The sequence below is a fragment of the Mycobacterium sp. NGS51 genome, assembly GCF_059812525.1.
The window spans coordinates 13,372-39,434 of record NZ_JCALCV010000005.1 but is presented as its reverse complement, the minus strand read 5'-3'; the positions used below and the strand labels follow the sequence as shown (position 1 = coordinate 39,434).

Annotated in this window: 24 protein-coding genes; 8 read left to right on the top strand and 16 right to left on the bottom strand. The window is 66.7% G+C overall.

Annotated features, from left to right (window positions below):
• Window positions 1-179 precede the first annotated feature (179 nt).
• Window positions 180-677 (top strand): SRPBCC family protein, encoded by a 498-nt coding sequence (locus AC5Y5W_RS07985; RefSeq protein ID WP_500011273.1) that lies wholly within the window; start codon window positions 180-182, stop codon window positions 675-677.
• 344 nt (window positions 678-1,021) lie between these two features.
• Here the strand turns inward: AC5Y5W_RS07985 and AC5Y5W_RS07980 are convergent, their stop codons facing one another.
• Together AC5Y5W_RS07980 and AC5Y5W_RS07975 are read right to left on the bottom strand one after the other, a co-directional pair.
• Window positions 1,022-2,854 carry an amino acid permease gene (locus tag AC5Y5W_RS07980; RefSeq protein WP_500011491.1) on the bottom strand — a complete coding sequence of 611 codons (1,833 nt, stop codon included), beginning with the start codon at window positions 2,852-2,854 and terminating at the stop codon, window positions 1,022-1,024.
• A 206-nt stretch (window positions 2,855-3,060) separates the two neighbouring features.
• The gene (locus tag AC5Y5W_RS07975) at window positions 3,061-3,543 is read right to left on the bottom strand and encodes a MarR family transcriptional regulator (RefSeq protein ID WP_500011275.1); all 483 of its coding nucleotides are present in this window, start codon (window positions 3,541-3,543) and stop codon (window positions 3,061-3,063) included.
• A 204-nt stretch (window positions 3,544-3,747) separates the two neighbouring features.
• Here AC5Y5W_RS07975 and AC5Y5W_RS07970 point away from each other — a divergent pair, with 204 nt between their 5' ends.
• The 5 genes from AC5Y5W_RS07970 (at window position 3,748) to AC5Y5W_RS07950 (ending at window position 11,213) form a co-directional block, all read left to right on the top strand.
• Entirely contained in the window at window positions 3,748-4,575 is an 828-nt protein-coding gene (locus AC5Y5W_RS07970; RefSeq protein ID WP_500011277.1) for a class I SAM-dependent methyltransferase, read from the top strand.
• Between the two features lie 279 nt (window positions 4,576-4,854).
• Complete coding sequence (locus tag AC5Y5W_RS07965) at window positions 4,855-6,258, top strand: nitrate/nitrite transporter (protein ID WP_500011279.1); 1,404 nt, start codon at window positions 4,855-4,857, stop codon at window positions 6,256-6,258.
• A gap of 692 nt (window positions 6,259-6,950) precedes the next feature.
• Window positions 6,951-8,198 (top strand): PPE family protein, encoded by a 1,248-nt coding sequence (locus AC5Y5W_RS07960; RefSeq protein ID WP_500011281.1) that lies wholly within the window; start codon window positions 6,951-6,953, stop codon window positions 8,196-8,198.
• Between the two features lie 73 nt (window positions 8,199-8,271).
• Window positions 8,272-9,693: a PPE family protein gene (locus AC5Y5W_RS07955; protein ID WP_500011283.1), complete on the top strand. Its 1,422-nt coding sequence runs from the start codon at window positions 8,272-8,274 to the stop codon at window positions 9,691-9,693.
• Window positions 9,694-9,827: 134 nt separating this feature from the next.
• Window positions 9,828-11,213, top strand: coding sequence for a WS/DGAT/MGAT family O-acyltransferase (locus tag AC5Y5W_RS07950; protein WP_500011285.1), 1,386 nt, complete (start codon window positions 9,828-9,830; stop codon window positions 11,211-11,213).
• 214 nt (window positions 11,214-11,427) lie between these two features.
• On the opposite strand, the gene AC5Y5W_RS07945 is transcribed toward AC5Y5W_RS07950, so the two are convergent.
• The 4 genes from AC5Y5W_RS07945 to AC5Y5W_RS07930 form a co-directional block, all read right to left on the bottom strand.
• Window positions 11,428-12,756: a PPE family protein, SVP subgroup gene (locus AC5Y5W_RS07945; protein ID WP_500011287.1), complete on the bottom strand. Its 1,329-nt coding sequence runs from the start codon at window positions 12,754-12,756 to the stop codon at window positions 11,428-11,430.
• A 12-nt stretch (window positions 12,757-12,768) separates the two neighbouring features.
• Entirely contained in the window at window positions 12,769-13,065 is a 297-nt protein-coding gene (locus AC5Y5W_RS07940; protein ID WP_500011288.1) for a PE family protein, read from the bottom strand.
• A gap of 116 nt (window positions 13,066-13,181) precedes the next feature.
• Window positions 13,182-13,781, bottom strand: coding sequence for a TetR/AcrR family transcriptional regulator (locus AC5Y5W_RS07935; protein WP_500011290.1), 600 nt, complete (start codon window positions 13,779-13,781; stop codon window positions 13,182-13,184).
• A complete protein-coding gene (locus tag AC5Y5W_RS07930) occupies window positions 13,771-14,628 on the bottom strand; it encodes an oxygenase MpaB family protein (RefSeq protein ID WP_500011292.1) in 858 nt (285 codons plus the stop codon). Before AC5Y5W_RS07930 ends, AC5Y5W_RS07935 begins: the two co-directional genes overlap by 11 nt.
• Window positions 14,629-14,772: 144 nt before the next feature.
• On the opposite strand from AC5Y5W_RS07930, the gene AC5Y5W_RS07925 reads away from it, so the two are divergent.
• Complete coding sequence (locus tag AC5Y5W_RS07925; RefSeq protein ID WP_500011293.1) at window positions 14,773-15,636, top strand: alpha/beta hydrolase; 864 nt, start codon at window positions 14,773-14,775, stop codon at window positions 15,634-15,636.
• An 11-nt stretch (window positions 15,637-15,647) separates the two neighbouring features.
• Here the strand turns inward: AC5Y5W_RS07925 and AC5Y5W_RS07920 are convergent, their stop codons facing one another.
• From AC5Y5W_RS07920 to AC5Y5W_RS07875, 10 genes are all read right to left on the bottom strand, one after another.
• Window positions 15,648-15,977 carry a hypothetical protein gene (locus tag AC5Y5W_RS07920; protein WP_500011295.1) on the bottom strand — a complete coding sequence of 110 codons (330 nt, stop codon included), beginning with the start codon at window positions 15,975-15,977 and terminating at the stop codon, window positions 15,648-15,650.
• A gap of 198 nt (window positions 15,978-16,175) precedes the next feature.
• Window positions 16,176-18,257: a heavy metal translocating P-type ATPase gene (locus tag AC5Y5W_RS07915; protein ID WP_500011297.1), complete on the bottom strand. Its 2,082-nt coding sequence runs from the start codon at window positions 18,255-18,257 to the stop codon at window positions 16,176-16,178.
• A 16-nt stretch (window positions 18,258-18,273) separates the two neighbouring features.
• Window positions 18,274-18,522, bottom strand: a complete 249-nt coding sequence (locus AC5Y5W_RS07910) for a hypothetical protein (RefSeq protein WP_500011299.1) — start codon at window positions 18,520-18,522, stop codon at window positions 18,274-18,276.
• Window positions 18,519-19,058, bottom strand: a complete 540-nt coding sequence (mce1N, locus tag AC5Y5W_RS07905; protein ID WP_500011301.1) for a transport-regulating membrane protein Mce1N — start codon at window positions 19,056-19,058, stop codon at window positions 18,519-18,521. The genes AC5Y5W_RS07910 and mce1N overlap by 4 nt, the downstream gene beginning before the upstream one ends.
• Before the next feature lie 89 nt (window positions 19,059-19,147).
• The gene (locus tag AC5Y5W_RS07900) at window positions 19,148-19,627 is read right to left on the bottom strand and encodes a hypothetical protein (protein ID WP_499887286.1); all 480 of its coding nucleotides are present in this window, start codon (window positions 19,625-19,627) and stop codon (window positions 19,148-19,150) included.
• A complete protein-coding gene (hemB, locus tag AC5Y5W_RS07895) occupies window positions 19,624-20,604 on the bottom strand; it encodes a porphobilinogen synthase (protein WP_500011303.1) in 981 nt (326 codons plus the stop codon). Before hemB ends, AC5Y5W_RS07900 begins: the two co-directional genes overlap by 4 nt.
• A complete protein-coding gene (locus tag AC5Y5W_RS07890) occupies window positions 20,604-22,271 on the bottom strand; it encodes a bifunctional uroporphyrinogen-III C-methyltransferase/uroporphyrinogen-III synthase (protein WP_500011305.1) in 1,668 nt (555 codons plus the stop codon). Before AC5Y5W_RS07890 ends, hemB begins: the two co-directional genes overlap by 1 nt.
• A 32-nt stretch (window positions 22,272-22,303) precedes the next feature.
• Window positions 22,304-23,236, bottom strand: coding sequence for a hydroxymethylbilane synthase (gene hemC, locus AC5Y5W_RS07885; RefSeq protein WP_500011493.1), 933 nt, complete (start codon window positions 23,234-23,236; stop codon window positions 22,304-22,306).
• 13 nt (window positions 23,237-23,249) lie between these two features.
• Complete coding sequence (locus tag AC5Y5W_RS07880; protein WP_500011307.1) at window positions 23,250-24,605, bottom strand: glutamyl-tRNA reductase; 1,356 nt, start codon at window positions 24,603-24,605, stop codon at window positions 23,250-23,252.
• Between the two features lie 137 nt (window positions 24,606-24,742).
• Window positions 24,743-25,003 carry a glutaredoxin family protein gene (locus AC5Y5W_RS07875; RefSeq protein WP_500011309.1) on the bottom strand — a complete coding sequence of 87 codons (261 nt, stop codon included), beginning with the start codon at window positions 25,001-25,003 and terminating at the stop codon, window positions 24,743-24,745.
• Window positions 25,004-25,099: 96 nt separating this feature from the next.
• Here AC5Y5W_RS07875 and AC5Y5W_RS07870 point away from each other — a divergent pair, with 96 nt between their 5' ends.
• Window positions 25,100-25,990 (top strand): HAD family hydrolase, encoded by an 891-nt coding sequence (locus AC5Y5W_RS07870; RefSeq protein ID WP_500011311.1) that lies wholly within the window; start codon window positions 25,100-25,102, stop codon window positions 25,988-25,990.
• Window positions 25,991-26,063: the final 73 nt, after the last annotated feature.

Here is a 26,063-nt window from a genome sequence, read left to right as displayed (position 1 = left end):
AGACGCTGTGTCGACGGGGGTTGAGGCCAGCAGAGTCCGCAAACGGGGTGAAAGCCTGGGAGCCAGCCAACGAGTCCGAAGCCCGACCGCGCCACGAGTCCCGTACACCTATCCATGCATATCTGCGCATGTGTATGGTGGGGGGGTGCCTGTCCGAGCCATCCGACAGAAGGAGAGCAATGTTCGACTTCACCGAATCGATCGTCGTCGAAGCGCCCCACGACAGGGTCTGGGAGACATTGCGCGAGGTTGACAACTGGTGGCTGCCGTCGAATCCCGAGCACGTAAGCCTGGACCATCTGGATGAGCGCCCAGCCACCGAAGTCGGCGCCAAGCTACGTATCCGAGAAAGTATCGGTGGCATACCGGGCGAGGCGATAGGGACGATTACCGCGGTCGAACCGGGTTCGGCAGTGACGTGGGAGGCCGATGCGACGTATCGGTGGCTGGGTCTGTCGGTCCGCGTTGGTGAGGGGGTTACCTGGCGGATTGAACCACACGATGATGCGACCACGACAGTGAGTGCGCGGGTGTGGGCGACATTCCCCGACGGCTTACTCGGGCGTCTGGCCGCGTTCGCGTTCGTCCACGTGCTCGACGGCGAAGCGAAAGATCGCCACCATGCACGCACCGAGTTGCAGTATCTCAAGCGCACCATCGAAGGCGCACCGCGTTGACTACAGTTTCCGCTCAAAAATGGGTCATGCACCAGGTTGACTAACACGTGTCGGCATTCCGTCTCCGTATGCGGCGGTTGGTTTGGCGACGCACACCCTCGCGAATGGACGTGTTCGCGCGCTTAGCTGTTCCGCATAGGGTTTCGTGTGGTCGAGTGGCCTCCAGGACCGCTACATCCGATAGTCAGGCAACTCGAAGTTATCGCCGCATTCGCAGGCGACCAACCAGTCGGCTACTCGGCAAATAGCCAATGCAATCCGCTCGCATTGGCGCCGCCAACGATGTGCCGCACCTCAGCGAGACGTTGATCGACAAATACGTCGCCGATCTGCACCAGCTAGATCTATTGGACCGCGAAGCCGGCGGGCAGGTGGCCTGACGGGACCGGCTGTCGGGACACCACATGAGTGACCGGAATCGGATGCGTCGAGCGAGCCTTGTCCACCAGGCCCAGCCGCAGCCAGGACTGCCGGCCTTCGGCGATGACCAACTGGTCCGGGCCGAAGCTCTGCACCGCACTGGCCAGCGCACGTAGCGGACGGTAGTCGCCGAGTTCGCCGCCGGCCGACAGTCCGATGTCGCGCATTTCGGTCAGGATGGCGTCCAGTCGTTGTTGCGCGGCTTGCACGGTCGCGTTCATCACATAGACCGGACCGGTGTTCCCAGCTTGGCCGGTGTCGGCAGGGCTTGCCGGCACACAGACGAAATATTCGGCTCGCCGCTTGGTATCCACCCGCCGCAGCGCGTCGAAAAGCTCACTGCCGGAGACGTTTTTGTTCGCCAGCACCAAAACCCGGGTGGCTTTGCCGGTTGGTGGACCGCCGGCATCAAGCTGTGTGGGCCGGCGCCAGAATCTGGGCAGGAAGTACAACACCAGGACGACCACCCAGGACAACAGGCCCAGCCACAGCTGCGCGCGGGCGCCGTCGTCGAACGCCATCTGCACGAGCACCGCAACGATGCCGACAACGGTGAGGATCGACAGCACCGGGAAGCACCACATCCTGACCCGAAGCTTGTCCGGCGATGTCCGGCGGCGCAGGACAATCTGGGACAGCGCGATCAGCAGGTACACGAAAAGAACGATCGCTCCCGACGATTTCAGCAGGAAGTCGAACACGGTGTCCGGGGCGATCCAGGCCATCAGCACGGACAAGAAACCCACCACCGACGAGAACAAGATGGCGGTTGCCGGGACGCCGCGCCGGCCGACCTTGACCAACTGCAGTGGTGCCTCGTGGTGGGCGGCGAGCACGAACAGCATGCGAGATGCCGTGTACAGCCCCGAGTTCAGACACGACAGCACCGCGGTGAGGATGACCGCGTTCACCAGATGACCGGCGCCATGGATGCCCATCGCGGTGAGCGCGCCGATGTAGGGCGAGGTACCGGGTTCGAGGGAGTTCCAGGGCAGGATTGCGGCGAGCAGAAAGACCGAGCCGACGTAAAAAATCAGGATGCGGACCACGACGGTGTTGGTCGCGCGGCGCACCGCGCGGGCCGGATTGGGGGTTTCTGCGGCGGCGATGGTGGCGACCTCGGCGCCGGTCATCGCCGAAACCACTACTGCGGCAGCGGCGACGACGGAGCCCACACCGGTCGGGAAGAAACCGCCGTGAGCGGTGAGGTGGCCGAAATCCATGTGATGGTGCGGCCACATACCGGTGACGAAAAGTGTGCCCAGCCCAATGAAGACGGTAACGGTCGCGACTTTGATTCCGGCGAACCAGAATTCGAACTCGCCGAACGATGCCACCGAGAACAAGTTCGTCGCGGTCATCGTCACCATCAGGATCAGCGACAACACCCACAGCGGGGCATTGATCCAGTAGCCGAGGACTTTTCCGCCCGCGACGGCCTCGAAACCCACCACGATCACCCAGGAGTACCAATACAGCCAGCCCACCGAAAACCCTGCCCAGCCCCCCAGAGCCTGCCGCGCATAGTCGGCAAACGACCCGGTTGACGGGTTGGCGGTGGCCATCTCCCCGAGCATCCGCATCACCAACACGATCAGCACCCCGGCGAGCGCATAGGTCACAAACGTCGCTGGGCCGGTTGCACTGATCACCACACCGGAACCGATGAACAAGCCCGCGCCGATCACCCCGCCGATCGCGATCATGTTGAGCTGCCGCTGCGACAACCCGTGGGGCAGCGTCGAGCTTGTGCTCACGCTGGATCGGGTGGGGGTCTGCAGCATTAGCGGACGCTAACACCCGTCGCCGCTCACATCGGCGCGGCGCGCAGACGTCGGAATCCGAAATTGCCGCGCTGCGGAGCAGCAGGCAACATGACAGGAGCCGCTATTACGGACCTATCGCAATATTCACGGAAGTGCTTGGGGGCGTTCGGGCATCGCACCAGACCCCGGCGGTGGGCCTACGAACCAACGAAGATGTGTGCCGCGGGCTCGCCCCCGGCGGTGGTGAACGCCGTCAGGGCGCGCACGAGCCCGTGACGTTCAGGAGGGGGCATTTTTTCGACAATGCGGGCGAGCTCGACGCGCCGGTGGGCGGTGACTCGCTCGACGACCTCGCGCCCGCGCTCGGTGAGCACGGCCACCAGCTCGCGCCGCGAGGTCGGATGCGGCAGCCGATCGATCAGCCCGGCTCCGACGAGTCGCTCGACCATCCGGCCCATGGCCGACGGTTGCACCCCCAGCACACCAGCCAGGGTGGCGAGATTGATCGGGCCGCGGTTGGACAAGATCACCAGGGTGCGGTACTGCGCGATGGTGATGCTCTCGTCAACCTGAGCGATTGAGTGGGCCGCGATGGCCACCAGCAGCCGCGACGCCGTCAACAACGCGTCGGTGATCGCGTCGAGTGACTCGCCGGTGGCGGTCGCGCTTTCGGGGGCCATTTGTTCGGCTTTCCCTCCCGTTCGGTCCCGATTGACAGCTGTTGTCCAGCAGTTTAGCAGGTGTCAACTATAGTAAACATCAACTATTTCCTGGTAGTACTGTAGTTGCAGAGCATGATCGAGCGGTTCGCACGATTGCCCGCTGCGACCATCGACGACGATGTCGGAATTACCCGCCCCTTCCTCTTTCTCGGGAGGTTTTGTATGAGCATCGACACCCGCGCCGCCGGCGAGGACCACACCATGGCGGCCACACACCGAACGGTGTGGGCGATGGGCGACTACGCCTTAATGGCCGAGGAGGTGATGGCCCCGCTGGGCCCAGTGCTGGTCGGCGCCACGGGGATCGGTCCGGGCGATCGGGTGCTCGACGTGGCCGCCGGATCCGGCAACATTTCGATCCCGGCCGCCAAGGCAGGTGCCCACGTCGTTTCCAGCGACTTGACACCGGAGCTGCTGCAGCGCTCCCGACTGCGGGCCGCCGAACAGGGTGTATTGCTCAACTGGCGGGAAGCCAATGCCGAAGCGCTGCCATTTGGCGACGGCGAGTTCGACGCTGTGCTATCGGCCATCGGTGTGATGTTCGCGCCGCATCATCGGTGCGCCGCCGACGAGTTGGTCCGGGTTTGTCGGCCCGGCGGGACGATCGGGCTGATCAATTGGACACCGGACGGATTTTTCGGCCAGATGCTCGCCGCCATCAGGCCGTACAGACCGACCCTGCTGCCGGGTGTGCCTTTGGCGGCGTTGTGGGGACGTGAGGACTATATCGCTGGGCTGCTGGGAGACCGAGTCAGCGATATCAGCACACGGCGGGAAACGTTGACGGTCGATCGGTTCGGCAGCGCCGAGGCGGTCCACGACTACTTCAAGAAACACTACGGTCCCACGATCAGCGCCTACCACCATATCGGCGACAATCCCGTGTTGGTCGCCGCACTGGACGCGCAACTTGTTGAACTCGCCCGCCGGCACCTCGCCGGTGGCGTGATGCGTTGGGAGTACCTACTCGTCACCGCGAGGAAACGATGAGTCAGACATCGCAAGGTCAAAGGCCAATGTCTTCTGGCACCAGCTGTTTCAATCCAAGCCCTGGGCGCAGCTTTGGTCCGCATCATGATGTGACCGGGGGGTATAGACCATTATCGTCTGAAACAGGCTTGGCCAGAACGTATTCGGGTCTGCTACCGCGCCGCCGCCAGCTGCCACAGTCGCAAACGGACCGTCGAAAACGCGGCCTGCTGTTCCGATAAGTGCTATCCCGCGAAGTCCCACTTATCAAGCACATCGTGTCGGAAAGGTGAAGAGTGCATGGCCCGTTCGCGTTGCATTTCGTACTGGGATCCTGAAAACGCTGTGGCCTGGGAGGCCGGTAACAAAGCCATCGCCCGGCGCAACCTGCTGTGGATTGTCGCGTGTGATCATATTGCCTTCGGGGTCTGGACGCTGTGGCCGGTGATGGTGCTGTTCATGCCCCAAAACGAATACGGCTTTTCCGCGGCCGACAAGTTCCTGCTCGGCGCCACCGCGACCTTCGTCGCGGCGTGCCTGCGGATCCCCTATTCGTTGGGCATTTCAACTTTCGGTGGCCGCAACTGGACGGTGTTTTCGATCCTGGTGCTGTTCATCCCCACCATCGGCACGGTCGTACTGCTGGCACACCCCGGCCTGCCGCTGTGGCCATACTTGGTGTGCGCCACGCTGACCGGGTGCGGCGGCGCCAACTACGCGGCATCTTTGACGAACACCAATGCGTTCTATCCGCATCGGGTCAAAGGCGCCGCGCTGGGGTTCAACGCCGGGGCCGGCAACCTCGGGGTGCCGATGATCCAGTTGGTGGGGCTGGTGGTGATTGCCGTCGCCGGGCACCGCCAGCCTTACTGGGTGTGCGGGCTTTACCTGTTGCTGCTGACAATCGTTGCGGTCGGGGCAGCGCGGTTCATGGACAACCTCGAGCACGCCACCGACGTGAGCCACCTGCGGGCGATCCTGTCCTACCGAGACACCTGGATGCTCGCGCTGCTGTACCTGGGCACGTTCGGCTCGTGGATCGGCTTCTCGTTCGCTTTCGGCCAGGTACTGCAGATCAATTTTATGGCCGGCGGGCAAAGCGCAGCGCAGGCGTCGCTGCACGCCGCCGAGTTCGCTTTCATCGGGCCGGCGCTGGGCTCGTTGGCCCGAATTTATGGCGGCAGACTGGCCGATCGCCTCGGCGGCAGCCGAGTCACTCTGGCGGTCTTCGCCGCCATGGTGCTGGCCGCCGGGCTGCTGGTCGCCATCAGTACAAATGATGACTACACCTCCGGCCCCACCACCGCCGCCACCATGATCGGCTACATCGCCGGTTTCATGCTCCTGTTCATCCTGGCTGGGATCGGCAACGGGTCGGTGTACAAGATGATCCCGTCGGTCTTCGACGCCCGCAGCCACTCGCTGGACCTCAGCGAAGTCGACCGCCGTCACTGGTCGAGCGCCATGTCGGGTGCGGTGATCGGATTCGTTGCGGCCTTCGGCGCACTCGGCGGCGTCGGTATCAACCTGGCGCTGCGACAGTCGTATCTGAGCACCGGCACCGACACGTCGGCGTTTTGGGTTTTTCTCGCTTTTTATGTCGCCGCCGCGGTCCTGACATGGACGCGATATGTGCGCCGACCGGGCGCAACGCATTCCGAGCAGCATACGGCGGCCTCACAGAAATCGACTTCGCGCCTATGACCTCCAAGCGGCTGAGAAGGAGTCCGACCGTATCGGTCGCCGCATTATCGTGCGCGCGCCGCTTGGATCGGCAAAGCCGTTGGCAAAGCCAGTGGCAATCACAAGGTGGGCCAGCCCTTCCGCACGTTCAACCAACCACCCAATACGCCTGCCGCGCTTGGGAAGCCGCCCTTCGGCACAACCGAGGCGTGGGCGCGTATATAGCACGCCGAAGGCATCGGCAATGGCGTAGCAGGGGATCGTAACGTTCTTGATCGACTGCGGCCGGAGCGCTCAACGTAGCTGATCAGATCACCGATGAGGCACGGAGGAGATTCTTTCCAACGCAGAAGCTCGGTTCGGCGCCGCTCTTTGTGTCACCCGTCGACCCATTTCGATTGACTGTCAAGCGGCTTGTTGTGGGCGAAGTCGACACGGTAAGCACGTCTCGCCGCCACTCGGCGCGGTGCCTTTGCGACTAAGCGGCGCAGCGTAACACGAACAATGCCCGCGCAGCAGCAGTCACCGAAACATGTTTAGCGGCAACCCGTCTGAGCACACCAGGGCCTTGGTGTTCGCGCCAATCCGAAATGCCAGCAGCGCGGTTTATGAGTTGTTGGTGACCGTTAATGAGATTAGTTCCGGCCCATTTTATGGGCCGCCGAGGCCGCAATTGTTATCGCGGCCAGCCAAGTAACTAAAGGTTTAGGGATATGGATTTCGGGGCGCTACCCCCGGAGATCAACTCCGGGCGAATGTATACCGGGCCGGGGCCCGGGCCGATGCTGGCCGCCGCGGCAGCCTGGGACGGACTTGCTGCGGAGTTGGATTCGACGGCGTCGTCTTATCAGTCGGTGATCGCCGGCCTGAGCGCGTCCTGGCGGGGACCGGCGTCGGCGTCGATGGTGGGTGCGGCAGCGCCGTATGTGGCGTGGATGAATGCCACAGCGGCGCAAGCCGAGCAGAGCGCCAACCAGGCCAAGGCAGCGGCAGCCGCCTATGAAACCGCGTTCGCGGCAACGGTGCCCCCGCCGGTGATCGCCGCCAATCGTTCTCTGTTGATGACGCTGATCGCGACGAATTTGTTCGGTCAGAACACTCCGGCGATTATGGCAACCGAGGCCCACTACGCCGAAATGTGGGCCCAAGATGCCGCAGCCATGTATGGCTATGCCGGCGCTTCGGCGACCGCCGCGCAAGTTACACCGTTCAACCCGCCGCCAGCGACCACCAATCCGGCGGGGATCGCCGGGCAAGCCGCGGCGGTCGCTCAAGCCGCCGGCACGCACGCGCAGGCGCTACCACAGTTGTTTTCCTCGGTGCCGCAATCGTTGCAAAGCCTCGCATCACCCGTTTCGTCCGCGGCTCCCGCGGCCGCGGCCGATCCGCCCTCGGCGTTCATGACAATTGACAGTTTCCTCACGGGGCCGTTAGGGCCGGGGGGGTTGTTCAGCATTGGCGGGGTCCCGTATCTCCTTGGTATTCAGAGTTACCTGCTGCCCCAAGCCGCGGCGAATCTGACCGGCGCGGCTGAGAAGGTGTCCAAGTTGCCAGCCCCGATCACGGGAGGATTGCTGCAGGGCGAACTCGGTTCGGGAACGCGTCTGATGGGCTCTGCCAGTGCGAGCGGGATATCAGCGGGTATGGGACGCGCCGGCCTCGTCGGGGGATTGTCGGTGCCCCAAGGCTGGGCGTCGGCTTCGCCAGCGGTCAAGGCGGCCGCCGCGCTGCTGCCGGAAAGCAGCTTAAGCGCCGCTCCGGCGGTGCTCGCGGCCGATGGCCGGGGAAGCCCGTTCAGCAATATGGCTCTGTCCGGTCTGGCTGGACGGGCCGTTGTGGGCACCGGCGGTAATGCTGCCAGGTCCGCGGGCATGAGCGGCGCTGCTGCTGTCGGAGAATCCGCTACCACAGCCAACATCTTTGTGATACCCGAGGGCGTCATACCCGAGGCCGGCGAATGATTACCGCCGATCCGAGACCATTGTCAACGACCAAAGCCGCTAACGCGGTCGCGTCCAATCAAGGAGCATAGCAATGGATTACGGAATGTTGCCGCCTGAGATCAACTCCGCTCGCATGTACGTCGGTCCCGGATCGGGATCGATGCTGGCCGCCGCGGCGGCCTGGGATGGGTTAGCCGTTGAACTGCGCTCGACCGCGGCCTCTTACTCCTCGGCGGTTTCGGGGCTGAGCACTGCGTGGCGGGGTCCGTCGTCGGCGAGCATGGTGGCCGCGGCCGCGCCGTATGCGGCGTGGCTGACTACCACCGCAACGGAAGCCGAGCAGACCGCCAACCAGACCAGGGCTGCGGCGGCCGCATACGAGACCGCGTTTGCCGCAACGGTGCCCCCGCCGGTCGTCGCAGCCAACCGCGCTCAACTGGCGTCGCTGATTTCGACCAACATATTCGGCCAGAACACCACGGCGATCGCGGCCAACGAAGCCCAATACGCCGGCATGTGGGCTCAGGATTCGGCTGCGATGTACGGCTACGCTGGCCAGTCGGCGGCCGCGACCAGGGTGACGCCGTTCGCTCCGCCTTCACAAAACACCAACCCGGCCGGCACAGCGAGTCAGGCTGGCGCGCTTGCCCAGGCCGTAGGCACGTCGACCGGCACGAATACCCAAGCAGTGCTATCACAGCTGACTTCAGCGACACCGGGTGCGCTGCAAAGCCTGGCCGCTCCAGCCGCCGCGGGGGATCCACCGTCGGCGCTCTCGTCGCTGACGAGTTTGCTCAGCAGCCTGAATTCCTCCCCGTTGGCGACGATCGCCGGCAATGTGGAGCTGATCCCGAAAGCGATTCTGCCGGCCAACGATACCCTCATCAGCATCATCATGGGTCTGGTGATCCCGGGACGGGCCTTATCAGACGTAGCAAAAGCAGCCGGCGCCGGGGCGGGGGCAAGTCTGGGGGCGGGACTCGGTTCGGGTGCGTCTGCGCTGGGATCCGCGGGGTTGGTCGGGGCCGGATCCGCGGTGTCGGCGGGTGTCGGCCAGGCCGGCTCTGTCGGCGGGTTGGCGGTTCCGCCGAGCTGGGCTGCGGCCACCCCGGCGATCAGAACGGTGGCCGCGGTGTTGTCGGGCGCCTCGACCGACGCCGTCCCGGCAGTCGCGGTCAGCCAGGGAAGCCTGTGCAGCGGAATGGCCTTGGCGGGTATGGCCGGAGGCGCATTGGGCGCCGCGGTGCCCCGCGGCCTAGCCGGTGCCGGTGCCAAAGGGGGTGCCACGCCGGCCAAAGACCGCAAAGACCTCAAAGACGGTGACTCGCCGGAAAAACTGCAACGCATCGTGGCCGAAATGGCGGACAAGCCGGAAAGTGTTCAGCACTGGCACACCGATCCTGAACACGTCGACGGTCTTCTGGCTGAACTGCGGCAAAGACCGGGCATCCACGCGGTACATGTCAAAGGCGGCAAGCCGACGATGACACCACTTAAGTCACAGCCGATCTAGCCCGATGCTCGTGAACGGCATTGTCAGACAATGGACCACAGTCGTTTACACGATTTAATCTTGCCGCCACCTATCGCAGCGGGCGCAGAGCAATACTTGTACGAATTCCAGCACGCGAACGGTGGTGAGTGGACATGGAGCAACTCAAAACGCTCGATGCGGGTTTCCTCATGGCGGAAGATTCGGATCGGCGCGTGAGTTTGGCGATCGGTGGAATCGCCATCATCGAGGGGTCCGCGCCCAACTACATTCAGTTCAAAAATCTACTGGGAGGCCGGATTCGGATGATACCGCGGTGCACGCAGGTGCTGCGGATCCACGCCTTCGATATCGGCGCTCCCGAGTGGGTCGACGACCCCGGATTCGATCTCGCCCGTCATGTCCGTCGGGTCGCACTGCCTCGGCCCGGCGATGACCCCGAACTGTTCCAAGTCGTCGCTGATGTGTTAGAGCACCGTCTCGACCGGGATCGTCCGTTGTGGGAATGCTGGGTCATCGAGGGCCTGAAGGGCAATCGCTGGGCGCTCCTGATGAAGATCCACCACTGCATGGCAGACGGAATCTCGACGACCCGGATTCTTGCGCGGCTATGTGATGGCCTCGACGGCGACGCTTTCGCACCGCCCGTGGGACCGAACAGGGTCGCCAGACCACAGCCATATCTGCATCCAGCGCCGGATCTGGCCCCGCGCAACCCGATTGGCAGCCTCTGGCGGGCTACTACCGGCGTCACGGATGCCGCTGCGCGAACCGTCAGCGGTGCCGCCGAAATCGCCGGAAGCTTGATCCGGCCAGCCGCTGCCTCATCACTGGTCGGCCCTGTCACTGCGATGCGGCGTTATAGCGCGGTACGGGTCCCCCGCGCTGACGTCGAACAGATATGCCGCAAATTCGACGTGACCATCAATGACGTTGCGCTCGCAGCGATTACCGAAGGCTTTCGCTCAGTCTTGCTGCACCGCGGAGAGCAGCCACGCGCCGACTCACTGCGCACCCTTGTGCCGGTATCGGTGCGCGCGCCCGACGCGCTGGACAAGCCCGGTAATCGCATTTCCGTCGTGTTGCCGTATCTGCCCGTCGAACAGCACGACCCGGTCCAGCAGTTACGCACCGTGCACACTCGATTGACCCGAGCCAAACAGGGCGGGCAGCGGCAAGCTGGCAGCATGTTTTTATCCGCGGCCAATTTGGTCCCATTCATGTTGTCGTCCTGGGTCATTCGGATGCTCACTCGGCTGCCACAACGCGGCATCGTCACGTTGGCAACCAATGTTCCCGGACCACGCTGCCAGCTGCAAATGATGGGTCGCAAGGTGACGCACTTGCTGCCGGTTCCCCCGATCGCGCTGCAATTGCGCACCGGTATCGCGGTGCTGAGCTACGCAGACGACCTGGTGTTTGGTATCACAGCCGATTATGACGCCTCACCCGACGTCGAGCGGTTGGCCACGGGCATCAAACTGGCTGTCGCGCGTCTAGAAGCGCTAAGCCAAGATTCGGTCTTGCTGTTCGCTAAGTGACGCCGCGGGCCGCGAACAATGGTATCCGCGCGGACTTCAGTAGCCTAGCTTAGCTAGCTGAGGTCGAACGGCCCAAAGCATCGAGTTAGCCGCGCAGCTCACTGGCACCCCCGGCGCACCAGGGCTTTGCTTATCCCATACTGCCCAGGCAACGACGTCCATCACTCGCGGAAGTGAGACAACGCGTGCCAGCGACGTAGTGGGTGCCGGAGATTCACGGAAGTGCTTGGGGGCGTTCGGGCATCGCACCAGCCGCACTCAGCAGCCGGCGCTTCTGCTCGTTGAATTCCTCCTCGGTCAGGATTCCTTCGTCGTGAAGGGCGGCGAATTCGCGCAAGTCGCTGGCAAGTGACGTCACCGGACTGGCCGGTGAGGTCTGCGGCGGCTTCGCGCGTCGACCCGCCGCCACCCCGGCACGCTCGGCCCGAGCCGAGCCGACCGTACCGGCCAGTGCACTCCCGCCCATGCCGGCGAGGGCCATCTCGCTGAACGCGGTTCCCGCGCTACCCGCCAACGCCGTCGGCGCGGCAGCGGCACTGGTGGCCGACAACGCATAGCCGGCCGCGCGTATCTCCGGGGCAGCCGCCGCCCAGCTCGCCGGCACCGACAACCCGCCGACTGGGACTGCCCGGCCCATGGCTCCCGTCACCGGCGTCGCGCCGCTCGAGCCCGTCACCGCCGCCGTTCGCGACTGGCGGATCGCGTTCAAGATCTCGTCGTGCTCGTCCGATAGAAAATCCTGTTCGGCGAGGATCTCTTGACTATCCATCGACGCCGCCTGAAACGCCGCGCCTGCCACGGCTATACCAACCGCCGACAAGGCTGCTCCTGCCGGCGTGATGCTCAGACCCTCCACAACGCCCACAACGTCCGCAAGATCACCGAAGCCCGGGGGCAGTGCTTGCAACGGCTGCACGGCGGCGGGCGCCACCGAGGCCAGCTGAGACACTGTCGCCTGCGTGTTCGTCACTGCCGACGTGCCGACGACCGAGGTGACCGGGGCGGCCGGACCGGCCGGATTGCTGTTCTGCAGCGGCGCGGTGAACGGCGCCAACCTGGAGGCGGCCGCCGATGAAGCGGCGTAGCCATACATTGCCGTCGCGTCCTGGGCCCACATTTCGCCGTAGAGGGCTTCGGTGGCCGCGATCGCCGAGGTGTTCTGTCCTAACAGGTTGGTCGCGATCAGCATCATCAGTTGAGCGCGGTTGGCCGCGATCACCGGTGGGGGCACGGTCGCGACAAACGCTGCCTCGTAGGCGGCCGCGGCCGCATTGGCCTGGGTGGCCGACAGCTCGGCCTGCCCGGCGGTGGCGCGCAGCCATGCCACGTAGGCCGCGGCCGCGGCTGCCATCGAGGCCGACGCAGGTCCCAGCCAGGAGCCTCCCGCCAGCTCGAAAACAACCGCTTCGTAAGAGGTTGCCGCCGTATTGAGTTCAGCGGCAACCCCGCCCCAGGCCGCCGCGGCGGCCAGCATTGGCGCCGGGCCGGGACCGGAATATATTCTTGCCGAGTTGATTTCGGGTGGTAACGCTGCGAAGTTCATCTCGCAACTCCGTCAGCCCGCAGCCACGGCGTTGGCCGATTCGGTGGCAGTGTATGCACCCGCACTGGCGCCCAACGTGGCCACGAACATGTCGTGTACCGCGGCCGCCTGGGCACTGACCGCCTGGTAGCTGGCGGCATGGGCGGCGAACTGCGCTGCCACCGCTGCCGATACCTCATCGGCAGCGGCAGGCACCACCGTGGTGGGAGCGGCGGCGGCCGCGTTCTGGGCGGCCATTGCCGAGCCGATACCAGTTAGGTTCCCGGCGGCCGCTGTCAACATTTCCGGCTGAGTGGTCACGAACGACATCTGCTCTCCTCCTCTGAGATGTGGGTCCTGCACCCGCGTGCACCGGTTAAGTACCCACCCAGTACCTAACCCGCGGTGATAGCCGGGCGTGGTAGTTATGGCGCGTGTCGCCGGATCTACACCGGCACGGCGCGCAGCGCAGCCGGCAGGCTGGGCAGAAAATGCTCGGTGGCAAAGCCGCGGATGTCGTCGGCGGTTTCCAGTGGATGGCTGCTGGGCAGCAGCAGCACCAGCGCCGCGTAACGCAGGATGGTGTCGGCTAACTCGTCGACGGCCCGGGCGCCGATGCGCTCGGCGAACCCCTCGGGGAAGATCACCCGCAACGCGGCTGCCATCCGCTCGACTGCCGCGGCCCAGTGCTGGTGGGCCAACTCGAGCATCAGGCCGGGCTCGTCGGCGATCATCCGGGTCAGCACCCGATGCTGGCGGAACCGCAAAATCGACAGTGTGAACGCCTCGACATAGTAGTTCGACTGTGGCCGAATGCTTTTCAATTCAGCAGCGATGTCGGCGAACAGCACCGCGTTTTCCCGGTCGATGACGGCGGCGACCAGCTCGTCGCGGCCGGCGAAGCGGCGGTAGATCGTGGTGCGGCTGACCCGGGCACGGCGGGCTACCTCGTCGAGCGCGACCCGGCGAAAGCCATGCTGGCCGAACTCGACAACGGCGGCGTCGAGGATGGCGCGGGTCGCTGGATCAGCGTTGTCAGCGGGCATACCCCGCCTGAGCAAACCTGTTGTAGCGCAACCGCATCGGCAGATGATCCCACAACCAGTTGACCGGCCGCGAGCGCCACACCGCGGCGAAGCGCTGGTAACGGCGCTCCTGGCGCTCGCTCCACGGCAGCTCCAGCAGGGCGCGGGCCCGCGGCGGCAGGCCGCCGGTCGTCAGGAACGCCGCGAGCGGGTTGAACGCCACCGACATCACCCGCCACACTTGTGGCGGCACGCCTTTGGGGCGCGGGAAGCCTTTGGTGACATAACCGACGCCGTACTTGGCGGTCTTGTGCGCGACGACGACATTGTCGAGCATGTCGTCCCAATACCGCTGGAACTCTGCGTAGTCGGTCGGCATCGGTCGGTCGCTGACGCCGTATCGGCGATACCAGGTCTTCGACTCGGCGTAGATCTGCTGTTTTTCCTCGTCAGTGAGGCGCTTGACGAAAGTGTCGGCGAAGTACAGCACCTGCTCGACGAAGGTGGCGTGCGCCCAGTAATAGGTCTCCGGATCCAGCGCGTGGTAGCGCTCCCCGCTCGGCATTTCGCCTTTGATCTCGTGGTGGAAATCGCGCACCTGTTGGCCGGGGTGGTCGTCGTCGGCGCCGTAGACGGTCATGAAGATCGGTGGCAGCGACCGTTTGACCCGGGCGGCGGTGTCGGAAAAGAACACCGAATGATCCAGCACGCCCTGCCCGAGTTCGGCGAGCATGTTCTGCAGCACCGCGGGCCGCGGACCGATCAGGAACATCCGGTTGTCGCCGAAGTAGCGCCACACCAGCGACTGCGGCCCCAACGGCAGATCCGTCGCCGGGCCGGACGCAGCGGGCTCTTTGAGTTCGGTCATGTGAAACAGTGTTACATATTTTGAACTTTGTACCAACCCCGGTCCCGGACCATCCCCAGCCAGTGTGGGGCCGTTATCGGGCTGTGGCCGGATAGTGTGGCGCACCGATACCTGCCGCACTCGTCTGCTTGGCATGATGCGCTGGTGAAATCGCTGACCCGCCGACAGGCGCTGCGTCTGGGTGTCACCGGCGCGGCCGCGGGAACGGGTGCCGCGGGGCTGTTGGCGTTGGGAGCCCTACTCGATCCGCCGAAGCCCCGCGCGTTGCCTGACCCGGTGGAACCACCCGCCTCGGCGGCAAGCCCGCTGCCCACCCGGGAGTCCGGTTCGTTCATCTCCGCGGCCCGCGGCGGCATCCAGACCAACTGGATCATCGCCCGCCCGCCGGGCCAGACCGGCGTGTTGCGTCCGGTGATTGCCCTGCACGGGATGGACAGCGACGCCGCGGGCGTGATGGGCCTCGGTGTCGAAGATGCGTTGGCGCGATTGGTCGCATCCGGCCGCCCGCCGTTCGCCGTCATCAGTGTCGACGGCGGAAACTCCTTCTGGCGCCGGCGGGCCTCAGGGCAGGATTCCGGGGCGATGGTGTTGAACGAACTGATCCCGATGTTGGCTACCAAGAACATCGACACCACGCGGGTGGCCTTCATGGGGTGGTCGATGGGCGGCTACGGCGCGCTGCTGTTGGGCTCCCGGTTGGGTCCGGCGCGCACCGCGGCGATCTGTGCGATCAGCCCGGCGCTGTATATGACGTATTGGGGTGCGCCCCATGACGCCTTCGACAGTCTCGACGACTGGCGCAAGAACTCGGCGTTGAGCCTGCCGCCGCAACTGGGGTCAATCCCGCTGCGCATCGATTGCGGCACCGGCGACGGCTTCTACGTCGCGACCCAGCAATTCGTCAATCAACTACCCACGCCGCCGGCAGGCGGGTTCTATCCGGGCGGACACGACGTGGACTTTTGGCACCAGCACCTACCGGATGAGTTGGCCTGGCTGGACTCCTGACCCGATGTCGATCAGATTTGGCCGGGGGTGCCGGTGTTTATCGGGTTCATCGGACTCATCGGGTTCATCGGGTTCATCGGACTCATCGGATTCGCCGGATTATCCGGGTCCATCGGACTAGCGGGATTCAACGGGCTGTCCGGATTCAACGGGCTGTCCGGATTCAACGGGCTATTGATGTTCGCTGGATTAGTAAGACTGTTGGGGCCATAGGGACCGGCATTGCACATGGCGCTCGCGTTCGCAATGCAGTCGGACGGGCTGAACGGGTCGGGGTCGGCAGGATCGGCGCCCGCCGGGGCTACCGCCGCGATGGCGGGCGCGGCGACCAAAGCACCCACGACCGCCGCCTTAGCAACACCGCGACGAACACCAGAAAACCGTACAGAATTCACTGAATTCCTCCCTAAATCCGTTTCGTCGCCGAGGTTATCCCGGTGGCAAATGGCCAGTAGCCGCGATGATCACACAGACAATTGGATTGCATCCGACAATTCCGGGAATCCGGACTTTTGCTAAGAGTCGCGACGTTTTAGCCGTCAGCGGCCGAATCGCCGCAGCCGCAAGCTGTTTGCCACCACCAACACCGACGAGCACGCCATCGCCGCGCCGGCGATCATCGGATTGAGCAGGCCCAGCGCCGCCAAAGGCAGCGCCGCCACGTTGTAGCCGAACGCCCAGAACAGGTTCATCCGGATGGTGCGTAGGGTGCGCGCCGACAGTCGCAGCGCCGTCGGCACCGTGCGCAGATCGCCCCGCACCAGCGTCACATCACCGGCTTCGATCGCCGCGTCGGTGCCGGTGCCCATCGCCATGCCGATGTCGGCGGTGGCCAGCGCCACCGAGTCGTTGACGCCGTCGCCGACCATCGCCACCCGTGCGCCCTCTGCCTGCAGGGCCTTGACGGCGTCGGCCTTGCCGGTCGGCAGCACCCCGGCGATCACGTCGGCGGCGTCGATGCCGACCTCAGCGGCCACCCGGCGCGCGACGGCAGCGTTGTCGCCGGTGAGCAGCAGCGGGCGGATACCCATCTGTCGCAGCTGCGAAATCGCCTGTGCGCTGCTTGGTTTCACGTCGTCTGCCAGGCGGATAGTGCCGCGCACTCGGTTGTCCCAGCGGACTTCGACGCTGGTGCGCCCGTCGCACTCCTGCGCCTTGGCCACGCTGACGGTCACCCCGTCGACATCGCCGTGGACACCGGTGCCGGGATCGTTGACGAAGTTGGTAACCGGCGACAGAACCCGGTCGTCGGCAGCGGCCACGATGGCGGCGGCCACCGGATGTTCAGACGCCGCTTCGACGGCCGCCGCGCGGGCCAACACCACCTCGGCGTCCTCGCCCGGTGCGGGCTCCACGGCATCGACGGTCATCACGCCGGTGGTGACGGTGCCGGTCTTGTCCAGCACCACGGTGTCGATGCCGGTGACGGTCTCGAGCACGTGCGGGTCCTTGATCAGGATGCCCAGTTGGGCGCCGCGCCCGGTGCCGACCAGGATGGCGGTCGGGGTGGCCAGCCCCAGCGCGCACGGGCAGGCGATGATCAGCACCGCCACGGCCGCGGTGAATGCCGCCGCGGCGGGCTGACCAGCCACCAGCCAACCGGCCAGGGTCAGCGCCGCGAGCACCAACACCGCCGGCACGAACACCGCCGAGACCCGGTCGGCCAACCGCTGGATGGACGCCTTGCCGTTTTGCGCGTCGGCCACCAGCTGGGCCATCCGGGCCAGCTGGGTGTCGGCACCGACCTTGACCGCGCGGACCAGCACACGGCCGTAGGTGTTCAGTGCGCCGCCGAGTACGTCGTCGCCGACGGTGATGTCGACGGGCGTGGGCTCCCCGGTCATTGCCGAGGTGTCCAACGCCGAGGCGCCGTCGACAACCACCCCGTCGGTCGCGATGCGCTCCCCGGGGCGAACCACGAAAACGTCTCCGACGTGCAGCTCTGAGAGTGGCAACCGGACCTCGACGCCGTCGCGCAGGACCGCGGCGTCCTTGGCGCCCAGATCCAGCAATGCTCGCAGCGCCGCGCCGGCCGAGCGCTTGGCCCGCGACTCGGCGAAGCGGCCGGCCAGCAGGAACACCGTGACTGCGGCCGCCACCTCGAAGTACACGTGGCCCGAGCCGCGCAGTACCGCCAGCGCCGACCACAGGTAGGCGGCCAGCGTGCCCAGCGACACCAACGTGTCCATGGTCGATGCGCCGTGCCGGGCGCTTTGCAGCGCGGCGCGGTGGAAGGGGTAACCGCCCCACACCACGATCGGGGTGGTCAGCGCGAACACCAGCCACTGCCAGCCCGCGAACTGCCAGGCCATCACCATCGACAGCGCCACCACCGGGATCGCCAGCACCGTCGAAGCGGTCAGCCGCGCCCGCAGCTGGCTCTCGGGGACGTCTTCGTGGTGATGGGCGTGCTCGCTGGCCACCGAAGCCTGGTAGCCGGCCGACTCGACGGCGCGGATGAGGTCATCGGGTGAGACGACGGAGTCGTGTTCGACGTGGGCGCGCTCGACGGCGAAGTTCACCGTGGCGCGGACGCCGTCGAGCTCGTTGAGACCACGCTCGATTCGCGCCGCGCAGGACGCGCAGCTCATCCCGCGAAGGTCGAGATCGGTGGTGGTCATACCGTCAAGGATACCCCTACGGGGTATGCCGGGTCTGTCGCACGTTGGTGATTCCGACCACTGCCAGCACCCCCGCGAGCGTCGCCAGCAGCAGGGTCAACAACAGCAGCGGCGGGTCGTAGACCACCGAGGTGGTGACCGGCTGGCCGTCCAGGATCGGCGCGACTGCCACTGTCGAACGCACCTGTGACCAGCTCAGCGCGCAGCCCAGCACCGCGGCGCCGGCCAGCGCGAGCTGGACGACGGCGCGGACGCCGGCCCTCACCAGCTTGATCCGTCCTCGTCGGCGGAATCGACCTCGGCGGCCGGCCCGACCCGCTCCTCGACCAGCGGGGTCAGCGCGGCCCGCAGCGAGCGGTGCCGACGTGCCCAGGCCTGCGCCGTGCGGCCCCCGGTGAGCCGCAGCCCGATACCCACCCGGCCGCGCGGCACGCCGATCAGTTCACCCAGCGCGCGCGCCGACTGCCAGCGCTGCAACTCCTTTTCCGAAACCAGCGGATGCTCGGCATCCGGGTAGACCCGCACGATGTCGGCCACCTGAATGGTCTCGGTGCCCTGCCGCAGCGTCTGCGTGGTCAGTTCGACCGACGTATGAATCCGGGCAGCCTTCACCTGCAGGCCGACAAAGCCCGACACCAGCACCAGAAAGACCATCGGAACCAGCAGCTGCCAGCCGTAGCCGCTGGACTTTTCGATCATCAGCATGGCGCCCGCCGACAGCGGGCCGGCCAGCACCCACAGCCAGCTCGCGCCGGCTTCGTAGAACAACGGAGCCGGTTTGGTACCCGTCTCTGCGGTCACTGAAATCCTGTCCCCTGATCTGAGCTGTACGCCGCGCGCCAGCCTATCGCGGCGACGATGCGGGGCAGCGCGAAGCAGAAGACTAACGCTCACCGGGTGAAGTAGTCGTGCGCGTCGCTGCGATGCAGCAAAAACATTCCCCCGGCGATCAGCACGCAGCCGATAATGCCGCTGACCGCACAGATCACCGCCGCCACCGGCGGCCAGTCCACACTGAACAGCCGGCTCGCGATGTAGACAACCGCGGCGATGCCGCCGCCGGTCAATATGGTGCGGGCCCAGCGATAACCGGCCCGCATCAGGATCAGGAACGTCACGACGATCGCGCACAGCACCGCCGCGAACAGCAAGGATGCAGCCAACACCAGCCCGGACCCGGTACTGGTCGGGGATGCGACCAGGTCGACCACATAGCCGATCAGCATCAACGGCAGCGCGGCCAGCCACAGCCAAAAGCCGGTATCGACGTCCACCGGGCGGGTCTGGGGCTCGCCCGGCGGCGGACCAGGCGGGGCCGGCGGCCCGGGCGGTCCCGGCGGGGAGCTCGGCCAGCTGGGCGGTTCGGTCATGAAAGCCAGCCTGCCGCCTCGGCGGCCCAGTAGGTCAGCACGATGTCGGCGCCGGCGCGCCGGATGCACGTCAACGACTCCAGCACGGCGGCCCGCTTGTCGATCCACCCGTTGGCCGCGGCCGCGGCGAGCATCGCGTACTCCCCCGACACCTGATAGGCGGCCACCGGCACCGGCGAGATGTCCGCGGCCGCGGCGACCACGTCCAAGTAGCCCATCGCCGGTTTGACCAAGACGATGTCGGCGCCCTCGTCGAGATCCAACTGCACCTCGCGCAGCGCTTCGCGAGCGTTGCCGGGCTCTTGCTGATAGGTGCGGCGGTCACCGGACAGGCTCGAGCTCACCGCCTCCCGGAACGGGCCGTAAAACGCCGACGCGAACTTGGCGGCGTAGGCCAGGATGACCACGTCGGTGTGACCGGCCGCATCCAGCCCGTCGCGGATGGCCGCCACCTGCCCGTCCATCATTCCACTTGGCCCGACCACATGAGCGCCCGAATTCGCCTGCGCCACAGCAAGTTCCACATACCGCGCCAGCGTAGCATCATTGTCGACCCGGCCGCGCTCGTCGAGGACGCCGCAATGCCCGTGGTCGGTGAACTCATCGAGGCAGGTATCGGCCATCAGCACCGTCGCCTCGCCGAGGTCCTTGGCCAAATCGCGCAATGCGACGTTGAGGATGCCGTCCGGGTCACAGCCGGCCGTGCCCGTGGCGTCCTTGTCCTGCTCGCGGGGCACCCCGAACAGCATCAGCCCGCCCACCCCGGCGGTCACCGCCTCGACGGCCGCGGCGCGCAGCGAGTCGCGACTGTGCTGCACCACCCCGGGCAACGACGCGATCGGTCGCGGCTCGTCGACGCCGTCGGCGACGAACATCGGCAGCACCAAATGCCGTGGCTCGACCGACGTTTCCGCCACCAGGCGGCGCATCGCCGGTGTCGAACGGAGCCGGCGCGGGCGCTGCCGCGGATAGGCCACTAGCGCCTGCGGCTCTTCTTACGCGGCGGCGGCAACGCGCCCTCGGCCCGCAGCCGGGCCGCGTGCTCGGCCAGCGCCTCGATCAGCGGACCCACCGCGGCGGTCTCCGGCTGTACGTCGACGCGCAAACCGAATTCGGCGGCCGTTTCGGCGGTTTTGGGGCCGATGCAGGCGACGATGGTCCGCGCGTGCGGCTTGCCGGCGATGCCGACCAGGTTGCGCACCGTCGACGACGACGTGAAGCAGACCGCATCGAATCCGCCGGTCTTGATCATTTCGCGGGTGGCTGCCGGCGGCGGGGCGGCCCGTACCGTCCGATAGGCGGTGACGTCCTCGATCTCCCAGCCGCGTTCGCGCAGCCCTTCGGCCAGCGTCTCGGTCGCAATGTCGGCCCGCGGCAGCAAAACCCGGTTGACCGGATCGAAAATGCTGTCGTAGGGCGGGAATTCGTCGAGCAGGCCCAGCGAAGACTGCTCACCCGAGGGCACCAGCTCCGGGCTGATCCCGAAGGCGCGCACCCGGTCGGCGGTCGCCTCGCCCACACAGGCGATCTTCACTCCGGAGAACGCCCGGGCGTCCAGCCCGAACTCGCCGAACTTCTCCCACACCGCACGCACCGCGTTGGTGGAGGTGAACACCACCCACTGGTAGCGGCCGTCGACCAGGCCCTTGACCGCGCGTTCCATCTGAGCGGGACTACGCGGGGGCTCGACGGCGATCGTGGGTACCTCGATCGGCAGCGCACCGTGTCCGGTCAGCCGCTCGCTCATCTCGCCGGCCTGATCCTTGGTCCGCGGCACCAGCACGGTCCAGCCGTACAAGGCGCGGCTCTCCCACCAGTTCAGCTTGGCCCGGTTGGCCACCGTCTTGCCGATGGTCATCACCACCGGTCCGGTCAACGGCCCGGCCGGATCGGTGCCGCCCAGCGCGGCCCCTTCGGCCAGCACGCCCAGCGTCGACTCCACCGAACGCTGCGCGCAGGTGGTGCCGGACGCGGTCACCACGCACGGCGTCGACTCGGTGAGCCCGTACTCGACCAGGGTGCGCGCCGCGTCGGCCGCATGCGATGCGGTGGCCTGCAGGATCAGCGGGCCCGGTGCGGCGGCCAGCGCCGACCAGTCGTCCTCTTTGAGGTCGGCGCGCACGTCGGCGACAGTGTGCGACGAGCCCAGCGGCAGCCCCGCATACGTCGGGGTCGCGGAGCTGGGCGCCAGTCCCGGCACGATTTCGAAATGCAGGTGACTGCGCGCCACCGCGTTGACCTCGGTGATGACCGCGTCCACCGACAGCGGGTCACCGGACACCAGCCGTACCACGTCGGCCCCGGAACGAGCCTCGGCGACAAGCGTTTTGGCTACCTCAGCCGCATCTCCCAGAGCCGGCCGGATGTCCGGACCGACCGACACCACCGCAGCGGGGGTGTCGTCAGCTGCACCCTCGGCGGTGTCTGGATCGGGCTCGGCCGGACCGGATACCGGCGGCAGGTCCTTGCCGATCAACGCCAGCACTGGCTCCGGCACGTCGGGGTCGGTGAAGACCAGGGCGGCGTTCGCCAGCGCCACGACGGCCCGCGTCGTCAGCAGACCGGGGTCTCCCGGGCCAGAGCCCACAAACGTGATGTGGCCCGGCTTCGGCTTACGTCCTCGTACGCCTACTTGGCGAGTCATGTGCTACTCCCACCTCGTTCTCGCGCGGGTTCCTACCGCGCGCTGCCCGACATGAGCTCCCGAGCCCCCAGCTCGAACAGCTCCGCGGCCACCGAGAGCCCCAGCTCTCGTGCCCGCCCCGGACTGCCGATACCGGACGCGCGGATCACGTCGGATCCGTCCAGCGCCGCCACGCAGCCGCGCAGCGACAGCTCCTCGAAGACATGTGAGTCGTCCTCGTCGATGGACTCGACCACCTCGGCGATCGCGCCCACCGGCGCGGAGCAACCTGCCTCCAGTTCGGCGAGCAGGGCACGCTCGGCGGTGACTGCCGCGCGGGTGTCGACGTCGTCGAGCTCCGCCAACAGTGCCGCCAGTCCGGTATCCCCGGCGCGGCACTCGACAGCGAGCGCTCCTTGAGCCGGCGCTGGCAACATCTGCACCGGATCGAGCGCCTCGGTGACAGCGTCGAGCCGGCCCAGCCGGGCCAGACCCGCCCGAGCCACCACGATCGCGTCGAGATCACCACTGCTTACCCTGTTCAACCTGGTATCTAGGTTGCCTCTTAGGGGGCGGATTTCCAAACCGAGACCCAGTGCTCTAAGCTGCGCGGCCCGCCGGGGCGATGACGTGCCCACCACCGAGCCCGCCGGCAACTCCGCCAGCACCAGTCCGTCGCGGGCCACCACGGCGTCACGGGGGTCTTCCCGCGCAGGTATGGCCGCCACCGTGAAGCGCGGATCGTCGGCGGTGGGCAAATCCTTGTGCGAGTGCACTGCCGCGTCGACGCGGCCGTCCTCGATGGCCTCGCGCAGCGCCGCGGTGAACACGCCGACGCCGAGGGTCTCGATCGGATCGGACGAACGGTCGCCCTTGGTACTGACGGTGACCAGCTCCGCGGAATGGCCAGCAGCCACCAGAGCGTCTCGGACACCACCGGCCTGGGTGGTGGCCAACAAGCTTCCCCGAGTGCCTATCCGGATCACGTCGGTCAAGCGGCTACTCAGTGGAATCGGTTGGGACGGAGGGCAATTCGCCAGCCGTGGCGACAGCGTCGACGGCGGTCTGGTCGAGTTCGAAAAGCTCACGCAACGCCTCGGCGTAGCTGTCGCCGCCGGGTGCGCTGGCCAGCTGCTTGATCCGCACGGTCGGTGCGTGCAGGAGTTTGTCCACCACTCGCCGTACGGTGCGGGCAACCTCGTCGCGCTGGGTGGCCTCGAGCCCGGGCAGCCGATTGTCCAGCCTCAGCAACTCCGCCTCGACGACGTTGGCGGCGCGCTGACGCAGCGCGGTCACCGTCGGGGTCACCTCGGCCATCCGCTGGCCGGCCAGATAGGTGGCAACTTCGCCGGCGACGATGTGGCGGGCGGCATCGGCATCGGCGGCTGCGGCTCGCGCCGACGGTTCGCGCTGCACGCGATCCATGTCGACGACCCAGACGCCGGGCAGGCCGGCCACCGCCGGGTCGACGTCGCGCGGCATGCCGAGGTCGCAGATCACCAGTGGCTGAGCGGATTCGTCCCGGCGGGCGGCGGCCAGCGCGTGATGCACGTCGGCCAGCGAAACCACCGGGCGCACCGCACCGGTGCAGCTGACCACGACGTCGGCGTCGGCCAGCGCAGTCGGCAGCCGCTCGAGACTCCAGGCCTCGGCCTTGGCGCCGCATTCGCGGACCTTGCGGGCCAGCCGCTGCGCGCGGGGGAGCGATCGGTTGACGACGTGGACGTGCTCGATGCCCGCCCGGGCCAGATGCGCCGCCGACAGCGCCCCCATCGCGCCGGCGCCGATCACCACGGCGGTCTTGCCGGCCAGGCCGGCCTCACCCAGCTTGTTGCCGGCCATGCCGAGCGCCACCGACACCACCGAGGCGCCCGCGGCGTCGATCCCGGTCTCCGAATGCACCCGCTTGCCCACGGCCAGCGCGCGCTGAGCCAGCTCGTGCAGCACCCGGCCCACCGTGCGGTTGGCCTCGGCGGTCGCGTACGCGCGGCGCACCTGGCCGAGCACCTGCTGCTCGCCGAGCACCGCCGAATCCAAGCCGCCGGCGACCGCGAACAGATGCTCGACGGCGGCCTCGCTGTAACGGACGTAGGCGTATTTGGTCAGATCTCCCAGCGACATCCCGGAATGCTCGGACAGCACTTGCCCGATCACCGACAGCCCGCCGTGGAAGGCGTCGACCACCGCGTAAACCTCGACCCGGTTGCAGGTCGACAGCACCATGGCCTCGGTCACCAGCGGCGACTGCAGCACCTCATCGATGATCTTGATCTGGTCGGATTCATCGGTCGACAGTTGCTCCAGAACGGAAACCGGCGCGCTGCGGTGGGAGACCCCGAAGAGCAGGACGCTCACGGCTGAATCACCTGGCCTGCCCCTTTGCCCAAAAAAACGAACGAAGTCCAGTGAACGAACTGACATCCACGGTAGTCGTTCGACAGGTTGGCCACCAAATTCGCGTTGCGCTGGTCACGGGGTGACGGCCGCGGACGTCACCGTTCGGCCAGATCGGCGCGCAGCCGGGGCTCATCGACTTCCCAGTAGCTGTGCTCGCGGCCGTCGAGCAGAACCACCGGCAGCCGATCGCCGAATTCGGCGCGCAGCCCGGGGTTTCCGTCGGCCGCCGCCGCGTCGACGTCGGTGGCCGACAGCTCGAAACCCAATTCGGCGCCCAGCTCGGCCAGTTGGGAGTAGACCCGCGCACAGATCGCACATCCGTCGCGGGTCAGCAACTGCACCTGCCGGGGGCCCATGGCCACAGTGTGGCACCTGTCTCACGGAGCAAGGCGGCAAGCCCTGGGCGGATAGGGTTGAACCGGCAGAGTCGGCGCACCGAGAGGAGGTCGGAGATGGTGTCTCTCGGCCCGGGCGGAGTCGACCCGCAGACGGTAGCTTCCAACGCCAGCGCTGAACGTGCGCTCGACGGGTTGCATGCTGCTGACGCGCCGGATGCCGAGCAGCCGCCGATCGATCTCACCGCGGCCGCGTTCTTCGACGTGGACAACACCCTGGTGCAGGGCTCCTCGCTGGTGCATTTCGGCCGGGGGCTGGCCGCCCGCAAGTACTTCACCTACCGCGACGTGCTCGGGTTCATTTACGCGCAGGCCAAGTTTCAGCTGTCCGGCCGGGAAAACAGCGACGACGTCGCGGCCGGCCGGCGCAAGGCGCTGGCATTCATCGAAGGCCGGCCGACCACCGAGCTGATGGCGCTCGGCGAGGAGATTTACGACGAGATCATCGCCGATAAGATCTGGACGGGCACCCGGGAATTGGCGCAGATGCACCTCGACGCGGGCCAGCAGGTGTGGCTGGTCACTGCCACGCCCTACGAGCTCGCGGTGACGATCGCCAGCCGGCTGGGTTTGACCGGGGCGCTGGGCACCGTCGCCGAATCGGTCGACGGGGTGTTCACCGGCAGGCTGGTCGGCGAACTGTTGCACGGCACCGGTAAGGCCCACGCCGTGCGCTCGCTGGCCATCCGGGAGGGGCTGAACCTCAGGCGCTGCACCGCCTACTCCGACAGTTACAACGACGTGCCGATGCTGTCGCTGGTGGGCACCGCGGTCGCCATCAACCCCGACGCCCGGCTGCGCAGCCTGGCCCGGGAACGCGGTTGGGAGATCCGCGACTTTCGGACCGCGCGCAAAGCGGCCCGGATCGGGGTCCCGTCGGCGCTGGCGCTGGGCGCGGCCGGTGGGGCCCTGGCGGCGGCCGTGTCGCGTCGACACGAGCGCGAGTAGCGCGCGAGGGGCGCACCGACCGCATCCACCCCGTGTCGCGTCGACACGAGCGCGAGTAGCGCGCGAGGCGGTT

Excerpts from the sequence above, each read along its gene's own strand:
- AC5Y5W_RS07945 (WP_500011287.1), bottom strand. The coding sequence starts at position 12,756 with ATGAACTTCGCAGCGTTACCACCCGAAATCAACTCGGCAAGAATATAT.
- AC5Y5W_RS07965 (WP_500011279.1), top strand. The coding sequence starts at position 4,855 with ATGGCCCGTTCGCGTTGCATTTCGTACTGGGATCCTGAAAACGCTGTG.
- AC5Y5W_RS07875 (WP_500011309.1), bottom strand. The coding sequence starts at position 25,003 with ATGGGCCCCCGGCAGGTGCAGTTGCTGACCCGCGACGGATGTGCGATC.
- AC5Y5W_RS07890 (WP_500011305.1), bottom strand. The coding sequence starts at position 22,271 with ATGACTCGCCAAGTAGGCGTACGAGGACGTAAGCCGAAGCCGGGCCAC.
- AC5Y5W_RS07960 (WP_500011281.1), top strand. The coding sequence starts at position 6,951 with ATGGATTTCGGGGCGCTACCCCCGGAGATCAACTCCGGGCGAATGTAT.
- AC5Y5W_RS07940 (WP_500011288.1), bottom strand. The coding sequence starts at position 13,065 with ATGTCGTTCGTGACCACTCAGCCGGAAATGTTGACAGCGGCCGCCGGG.
- AC5Y5W_RS07970 (WP_500011277.1), top strand. The coding sequence starts at position 3,748 with ATGAGCATCGACACCCGCGCCGCCGGCGAGGACCACACCATGGCGGCC.
- AC5Y5W_RS07915 (WP_500011297.1), bottom strand. The coding sequence starts at position 18,257 with ATGACCACCACCGATCTCGACCTTCGCGGGATGAGCTGCGCGTCCTGC.
- AC5Y5W_RS07975 (WP_500011275.1), bottom strand. The coding sequence starts at position 3,543 with ATGGCCCCCGAAAGCGCGACCGCCACCGGCGAGTCACTCGACGCGATC.
- AC5Y5W_RS07900 (WP_499887286.1), bottom strand. The coding sequence starts at position 19,627 with ATGACCGAACCGCCCAGCTGGCCGAGCTCCCCGCCGGGACCGCCCGGG.
- AC5Y5W_RS07870 (WP_500011311.1), top strand. The coding sequence starts at position 25,100 with ATGGTGTCTCTCGGCCCGGGCGGAGTCGACCCGCAGACGGTAGCTTCC.
- AC5Y5W_RS07955 (WP_500011283.1), top strand. The coding sequence starts at position 8,272 with ATGGATTACGGAATGTTGCCGCCTGAGATCAACTCCGCTCGCATGTAC.
- AC5Y5W_RS07950 (WP_500011285.1), top strand. The coding sequence starts at position 9,828 with ATGGAGCAACTCAAAACGCTCGATGCGGGTTTCCTCATGGCGGAAGAT.
- AC5Y5W_RS07935 (WP_500011290.1), bottom strand. The coding sequence starts at position 13,781 with ATGCCCGCTGACAACGCTGATCCAGCGACCCGCGCCATCCTCGACGCC.
- AC5Y5W_RS07985 (WP_500011273.1), top strand. The coding sequence starts at position 180 with ATGTTCGACTTCACCGAATCGATCGTCGTCGAAGCGCCCCACGACAGG.
- AC5Y5W_RS07930 (WP_500011292.1), bottom strand. The coding sequence starts at position 14,628 with ATGACCGAACTCAAAGAGCCCGCTGCGTCCGGCCCGGCGACGGATCTG.